Consider the following 6,368-nt stretch of genomic DNA (forward strand, 5'->3'; position numbering starts at 1 on the left):
AGGGGGGATCTTAGACAAGATGCTGGAAGAGCTCGAGAAATCCATGAAAAAGGATGTTGAGATAAGGGATAATATCAAGAAAGCCACTAGTTACCCAAAAATTGTAGGGTCAATTATGGTTATTTCTATGTACGTGGTCATCACAAAGGTCATACCGACTTTCACAGGTATTCTCACCAATTCTGGTACAGAAATTCCAGCGCTTACAAGATATTTACTTGCATTGGGAGATTTTCTTGATGCCTCAGGAATTTATTTCCTTATATCATTGATTGGCATTTTTACGCTGGCAAAATTTATTGGTAAAACAGAAAGTGGGAAATTATTCTTTGATAAAATTGCCTTAAAAAATCCAATTTTTAAAAAAATAACCATAGCGGCGATTAATCTTAGATTTACCAAGATATTAGGTACGCTTTTAAGTTTCGGAGTGCCCTTAAAAGATGCTTTGGGCGTAGTAAAAAATGTTGCCGATAATACAATTTATATAAATGCGATTGATAAAATTATCGAAGATATTGAGTCGGGTAAGCCCATTACTAGCAGTGTTAAAGAGACCAATGTTTTTTCAGATTATCTATGCAGTATGGTTGGGGTTGGTGAAGAGGTAGGCGCACTGGATAAGATGTTTTTATCTGCTTCCGAGTATTATGAAATTGAATTAACGAATAGTACGGATGGACTATCCGCTTTGATCGAGCCTATCATTACTGTGGTAATGGGTATATTCATTGCCTTGTTCGTGGGGAGTGTTTTTCTTCCTATGTTTAAAATGTACGAAAGTATTTCAATGTAGTTAAATTTATTCTTATCTTCTACTAGAGTAAAAAAATAAAGATTATATTGTATTAATATAAAGATGTATAATAGGCTTATTAATAAAACAAGATGAGGGAATATATGTTAAAAAATAAATCAAAGGGCTTTACCCTAATTGAATTGGTTATTGTAATTGCCATTATTGGGATTCTGGCAACTATCGCAGTCCCTGCATTTAACAAATCAGTCAGGACCGCACGCATTGCATCAGCTCGCGCTCTTGCAGCTACCATCAACACGGGTGTCATATCATCTCAGATTGAGTCTTCATTGAGTGGAGCGTCATTATATCCCAGCCCAGATAACGGTCTTCAAGATGGTGACGATTGGGAAACCGAGTTCACCGATCCTTCTGTTGGAGGAGACTGGACTTTTTCAACATCTACTGTTGCTGACATTGGTAGAGTCGCAAACTGGAAATTAGCAAGTGATCCAACTATTCAGGTTGTATATGTTGTGAATCTTATAAATAAACCGGTGAACCTTGACGCAGCACAAACAAAATACGTTGTTTATATGAGTAGTTCAGACAATGTATTCACTAATATTGGTGGAGTTCTTACTGTAGATGTATTAACTGGTTGCCCTGCTTCTAATACTGATGGAGAATTCTAATGCTGCTGGAGTAATGCCTTAGTATCATCATTATGAATAGTGGCAACCTACTTTATATACATTCTACTGCTGAAGATGGTTAAATTCTGTTCTATTTGTTCCATAATTAAAAAGGCCGGTTATTTACCGGCCTTTTTAATTTCAATATGAATCGTCTCAAAGCATATACCTTATTTGAAATTGTTCTGGTAACAGCCATTATCGGGATTCTGTTCTCTATGGCTATCGTTTCATTTTCACCTGATCAAGAAAAATTGAATTATAAAAAGATGACAGAGTCGCTTAATCAACATATTATTTACGCCCAGGAGGTCGCACTTACTGAAAAAAAATATGCGGTACTTACGGCAGATCCTGAAGAACGAACGTATAGCCTATCTGTAATGGCCTCGAATGTAGAAGAATCAGGCCGGTCTATTCCTTTGTGGTATGATAATGCATTTGTCAATGTGGTGGATATTTCTTCTATAACGACTACTTTGCGGTTTGGTGATTCCAATCAGATCCTTTTCAAACCATGGGGCTTGATGGAAAGTTTAGATGATATTACCATTGAGATCGATGGAATGGATCTAATTGTCTCAGGATTAACAGGCCATGTCTCAATACAAAGATAAAGTGCAAAAACAAACTAAACGGAAGGCTTTTTCTTATGTGGATGTAATCTATGGGATGACGGTCATCATGATCATTCTTGGGGTGATTTTTGGTTCTATACGTATGGTAGAAAGACGGCTACGAGAAAATCAGCTAATAATTTTGGCTGATTCATTCGCAAATAAAATCTTTGATGAAGTAAGTTTACGAAAATATGATGAAAATATTGCTTCTATTGTGGAAAATGGTCTTACAGTAGACCTTGGTACTGAAAATGAAAATATTAATGATTGGTCTACACTCGATGATATCGATGATTTTCATGAAATTACAGCAACTGATCCTGCCTTCCCACGTATGGAAACATCTATTAATGTTAATTATGTTAATTTTGATCCAAACAGTAAGAATATCACTTTATCGAATATTCCAACTTTATTAAAACGTGTGCAACTGGATGTGAATCATCCACTTTTTGATAACCCAATTCGGTATTCTACAATTATTGGCGGAAGTTTTGATCCTGATTGGTTAATTATTCGCGCATATCCAACGCGTATTATGGTGGACCGAGAACCTGGAATAGTAAATGTGGTCTCTGCAGGCGATGTCATTAACTTTACTGTGGATTTTAGCGAGATTGTATATGTGGTAGATGATAATCTTGATTTTAGTTTATATTTGGATATTGTCAGCGGAGTTTTATCTGGAGAAGAGGGGAGTTATATCAATAGTCAAACAAATCCAGGTGAAATTAAAGCACACTATACAGGCGGAGATGAAACCAGTCAATTGACATTTACTTTAGATGTAACCGAAGATATGAATCTAGCGGGGTCACATTTGAATGATTATATTTCCTATCGATCAGAACTAGTCAAAGAAAATGGCAGTATTATAAATGGAAATGGAGATGAGGCCATATATAATTTACCTCAACCCGATTCAGATAATTCATTTGCATCAACAACAAATATTTTACCCTTACTTCAGCAATGGAATACTCCCATATTTACCACAGCGGAACAGGAAGATTTTGACAATAATTTAAATCAACAAGTAACCACTGTAAGCGTTCAGGATATTTTTGATGACTGGGATCGATTTCAAGATAATGATATTGCAACTGAATCACCATTTTCAGGAAATTACAACCAATGGACGCTTGTTGATGATGGTGAAGATAGCTATATTGAGATGAATGTGAATGTCGGACAAAATCTTGGTTTTGTGAGCGATGAAAGTGTCGAAAATTTTATATTTGAAGCTACGCTATTTTCAAATCACGTAAACGGCAATTGGAAGGATAATGACCTTATTGGTTTGATCATTGCATTTAAACGAGAAAACAATAAGAATTATGCTATTGCAGTGGGAAAGACGTTTAACGGACCCCAGCCAAAAAACGAACATGGAACTTTTGGTGTTTTTTATGGAGAGATTATCAACTTATTTCCCTGGAATGACCCGATAGATATAAATAAGCATTTTTTAATTACTCCTGAAATCAAATATTTAGGCTCAAAAAACTACTGGCTTGGAAAATTTGTTCGAGTGAAAGTGCAACGCAATGGTGACGACATCACGGTAAAAATGAATGGGGAAAATACTTCGCGAGATGAAGCTTTAGAAACCGCTTACCTCGAGGATCACACTATCAGCATCAATTTAAATGATGATCTGAACTTAGAAAAATTTAAAGGCGCCAAACAATACGGGTATATTGTAAAAAGCCAGGCAAATACGCGCTGGTATGATATTAGAACATCAGGAGGATCTGTTGAACGACGAAATATATCTATTTTAGTCCAACTAGAAGAGGAGGGTCAAACAGAAATAAGACAATATTATAAAAAAAATGATGATAGTGAATATTTAGATCAGCAAGATGTAGGCTCGCTACAAGCAGATATTGGATATTTGCGTCCTTTATTTAATGACGAGACAGGGAAAAAATTTCTTCTTACAAGTACTGGAATAATAGTGTACCCATTTTGAAGAAGAAATCAGAAAAAGGATTCACGTTGATCGAAATGTTGATCACGATAACTGTTTTAGGAATTGTGATGCCGCTACTTTTCAATGTGATTAATAGTAGTTTTAAAGAGCTCCGTAAAATGGAATCGATTCAGATGAAAAATATTGTTGAGTCGCGCCTAATAAATCGACTAGAGGAAGATTTTAGGACCCATACCAAATTCAAATTCATGACCGCTGATTCGATCGGGTTCTATACTACGCGCGATCAATTGTTCCAGCAGGAGGTGGCCTATTTTATTGCGGATGATGTCATATACTATCGGGTGGATGATTCAGATAAAAAAGTTTTAGTAAAAAATGTGAATACCCTCTTTACTGAATTCAAGTATTACAACTATGACAATACGGTCAAATCACCAGAAAATTCCGATTCATTCATTATTCCTGAGATGAACACCATGCCTAAAATTGGCCTCAATTATGAATTTACCCTTGATGAAAACATTGTGAGGAATCATTATATCAAAGTACGGAGACTGAACTAGATGAAAAAAAGTGGCGGCATCATTTTATTATTTTCGTTAGTGATCACATTTACCGCATTAGGCATCCTCTTACTGTTAAGCTCGACTGCGACCTCGAATCTACGAACGGCGGCCAATAAATACGTTCGTACGCAATTGATCAGTAATATTCGCTCTGGAAATGCCCTCATTGAAAACGTGACATTACCAGCGTTTAACGATGAAGGAATCCTTGAGATTGAAACGATTGAATCCGGTACTATCCAATTAAAAAGACTAGAGCAAAAAGCTTCTAGATACCATGGAGAGTATACGTTCGCCAACTTAGGAGATCATGATCATTTCAAGCAGATTCAAGATCAGTTCACCATATCATTCTGGATGAAGCCTCAAAATTCTGTGATTGTTGGCGCCGATATACGGCTTCCTTTCAGCGGTGAGCCAGTTCTTGGTTTTAGTCAAAGAAGAGATGGTGACTATCCAGGTGCTGGGTTCCAATTCGGCTTTGATCGGATCAGGAATAATACTGCTGCACGACTCGTTTTCCTGGTTACTTTGATTGAGGAAGACGAAATCGCAGACCAGAGTACTTTATATTCACTTTTTTTCGACGATATTATTGACAGTGAGTGGATATTTGTCACTGTGGTATATGATGGGAATCAGCTCAGGATCTTTCGAAATGAGTTAGTAATGGCGCACTTAAATGCCAGTGGCAATGTGGACTGGTCAACGATCGCCAATGGTAGTTTTTTTGTCGGTAAATATGTGGATACGCCTGCGTTTGGGGGTATGTTCTTTTCTGGTCAAATACGAAACGTGGGAATATGGAATATTGCGATGAATAATGCGAGCGTAGGCTATATGCATCAACAGGGGTTGAATTTTAATCCACTGATCAATTTTAGTAATTACGCTAGCAGCGATCAATTGCTAGGATTTTGGAAAATGAACGATGGAACGGGTTCGTACGTATTGGACTATTCAATATATTCGAATAATGGTGGCATCATCAACAGACGCAATACTGATCAATGTTGGACCACAGTCACTGACAGTTTTACGTATATAATTTCATCAGAGTTCAATGAGTTTGAACGTTCAGAAAATCTGCGATAGGCAATCAATTGCAAATCTTAATATTTATTTTAGGGGCATGTGTCGGTTCATTTGCGAATGTACTCGCTATTCGTACCACTGAATCTAGAAATTACATTTTTGGTAGATCAAAATGCCCAAAATGTGATAGTCAAATTCATTGGTATGACAATTTACCATTAATTTCATTTTTATTGCTAAAGGGTCGGTGTAGACAATGTAAAGAAACCATATCAATGCAATACCCTGTGGTTGAATTAGTGATGGGGATATTGGCTGTAGTATTCTATGTGCATAATTCGTCGTTTTTATCATATATTTTATTAATGGGTATGGGTACAATGTTACTAGTCATTACCCTGACCGATTTAAAAGAAAAATTCATTTATGAGTCTCATTTATATTCACTGCTAGCGTTTTCAATTTTTTACCGATATTTAATTATAGATGTGGGCATAATGGATACGCTGCTGGGTGTTGGACTGTTTGGAGGTTTCCTGCTCTGTTTACGATTTATTGGTCGTATTATCTATAAACGTGAAGCAATGGGTGCAGGTGATATCAAATTGGGATTTATTTTAGGAATACTATTTGATTGGCAGCTAGCTGTCGTGGCGCTTTATCTAAGCTTTATTAGCGCTTCGATTGTAGGCGTATACCTCCTATTGTTCAAGAAAAAACAAATCAAGATATTGCCATTTGCCCCATTTATTGCATTCGGTTCAATTCTATCAG

The 6,368-nt window shown here is 36.5% G+C and carries 7 protein-coding genes; all 7 read left to right on the forward strand.

The annotated features are described in order from the left end of the window. The first annotated feature begins 19 nt into the window (after positions 1-19). On the forward strand, positions 20-796 hold the full coding sequence (locus tag HN459_05770; protein ID MBT3478955.1) for a type II secretion system F family protein: 777 nt from the start codon (positions 20-22) through the stop codon (positions 794-796). A 92-nt stretch (positions 797-888) separates the two neighbouring features. After that, positions 889-1,434 (forward strand): type II secretion system protein, encoded by a 546-nt coding sequence (locus HN459_05775; GenBank protein MBT3478956.1) that lies wholly within the window; start codon positions 889-891, stop codon positions 1,432-1,434. Positions 1,435-1,580: 146 nt separating this feature from the next. Then, positions 1,581-2,051, forward strand: a complete 471-nt coding sequence (locus HN459_05780; GenBank protein MBT3478957.1) for a type II secretion system protein — start codon at positions 1,581-1,583, stop codon at positions 2,049-2,051. Continuing rightward, the gene (locus HN459_05785) at positions 2,032-4,029 is read left to right on the forward strand and encodes a hypothetical protein (GenBank protein ID MBT3478958.1); all 1,998 of its coding nucleotides are present in this window, start codon (positions 2,032-2,034) and stop codon (positions 4,027-4,029) included. Before HN459_05780 ends, HN459_05785 begins: the two co-directional genes overlap by 20 nt. Before the next feature lie 35 nt (positions 4,030-4,064). Beyond that, positions 4,065-4,556, forward strand: a complete 492-nt coding sequence (locus HN459_05790; protein ID MBT3478959.1) for a hypothetical protein — start codon at positions 4,065-4,067, stop codon at positions 4,554-4,556. Between the two features lie 177 nt (positions 4,557-4,733). After that, on the forward strand, positions 4,734-5,654 hold the full coding sequence (locus HN459_05795; GenBank protein ID MBT3478960.1) for a hypothetical protein: 921 nt from the start codon (positions 4,734-4,736) through the stop codon (positions 5,652-5,654). An 8-nt stretch (positions 5,655-5,662) separates the two neighbouring features. Continuing rightward, a partial coding sequence (locus tag HN459_05800) for a prepilin peptidase (GenBank protein ID MBT3478961.1) occupies positions 5,663-6,368 on the forward strand: 706 nt, incomplete at its 3' end.

The sequence above is a fragment of the Candidatus Neomarinimicrobiota bacterium genome (assembly GCA_018647265.1).
GTDB lineage: Bacteria > Fidelibacterota > Marinisomatia > Marinisomatales > TCS55 > TCS55.